This window comes from Rhodococcus sp. NPDC003382 (assembly GCF_053589135.1).
In genome coordinates this window covers 1-1,350 of sequence record NZ_JBSFRH010000117.1, presented here as the reverse complement: position 1 = coordinate 1,350, position 1,350 = coordinate 1, and the positions used below count along the sequence as shown (strand labels likewise).

The following is a 1,350-nucleotide window of genomic DNA, read 5'->3' as shown; positions in this document are numbered from 1 at the left end:
ATGAACCGTCCTGGATCCGGTGGAGACTTCGTTCAGGCCACCTCGGGGATTGAGGGGGCGGTGGTGCGCTGCTCACGGTAGCGCGTCTCGTAGTCGATCGGCGAGAGATAGTCGATCGACGAATGCAGGCGGTCCGCGTTGAACCAGCGGACCCACTCGGCGGTTTCCCGCTCGACCTCGGCTCGGCCGGACCAGGACTGTGCCCGGTCGATCAGCTCGGTTTTGTAGAGACCGATGGTCGATTCCATGAGGGCGTTGTCGAGGGCGTCCCCGACGCTGCCGATGGAACCAGCGATCCCCGATTCGACCAGAGCTTCGGTGAACGCAAGCGAGGTGTATTGACTTCCGGCATCGGAGTGATGAACCAATCCCGTTGATGTGAAACGAAAGTCGGTCCTTCGTCTCGTGAAGAGAGCTTGCTCGAGGACGCCGTGAACCAACGGTGTGGCCTTCGTTGTCATCACCCGCCAACCCAATATCCGGCGCGAGAACACGTCGACACAGAATGCGGTGTAGACGAACCCGGCCAGCGTCCAACAGTAGGTGAAATCGGCTACCCACCATTGATCCGGACGTTCGGGGACATCCCATTTCCGCTCGATCAGATCGGGATGCCGAGGCGCTCGATCGTCACTCTCGGTGGTGACGGTGCGGTGCCGGCCACGTACGACTCCGGTGATGCCGGTGATCGTCATCAGACGGGCCACCCGATCGCGTCCCATGTCGTGACCAGCTCGTTTCATCGCGTGCCAGAGTTTGCGGACACCGTAGACCCGACGGTTGGCCACGTATACCGCGTGCACGGCGTTCGCGGCGTAGGCGTCGGCCAGTTGCGCTTCGGAGATCGGTCCGCGGGCCTTGGCCTTGTAGTAGGTGGACGGGGCGATGCTGACGCCGTGCTCGGTGAGCACGGCACAGATCGGGTCGACCCCGAAACGGGAGCGGTGGGCGTCGATATAGTCGACGATCACCGCAGTCGGCGGTCGACCTCCGCCGCCGCGAAAAACGCACTCGCTGTCTTCAAAATCTCATTGGCCCTGCGTAATTCGGCGTTCTCTTTGCGCAGGCGGCGTACCTCGTCGAGGTCGATCCGTTCCCCCGTTTCCGAGGTGGTCGGGGCGTCGTTTCGCTCTGCGGCTTCGATCCAGTTCCGCAGTGTCGCCGGCGCGATGTCGAGCAGTTCGCCGACGTGGCGCCGGGCGGCGATCTTCGAGCCTCCGTGTTCAGCGATCCGGTCGTGGTACATCCGGACCGCCCGTTCCTGGGTCTCGACGTCGTACTTCCTCGGTGCAGGCATACCAGCATTCTCCTTGTCAGATCAGGAGCCTCCACCTCGACCAGGACGGTTCA

Annotated in this window: 1 protein-coding gene and 1 other annotated feature; the gene reads right to left on the bottom strand. The window is 62.9% G+C overall.

Annotation, left to right across the window (positions count from 1 at the left end):
• Positions 1 to 32: 32 nt before the first annotated feature.
• Positions 33 to 1,297 (bottom strand): IS3 family transposase gene (locus tag ACWDUD_RS30640; RefSeq protein ID WP_450111779.1). Its coding sequence is split into 2 segments (ribosomal slippage): positions 33 to 1,000 and positions 1,000 to 1,297, totalling 1,266 coding nucleotides; the frame shifts between segments, so codons are not numbered across the junction.
• Positions 879 to 1,010 (bottom strand) — a sequence feature (AL1L pseudoknot). Its footprint overlaps the gene before it by 132 nt.
• Positions 1,298 to 1,350: the final 53 nt, after the last annotated feature.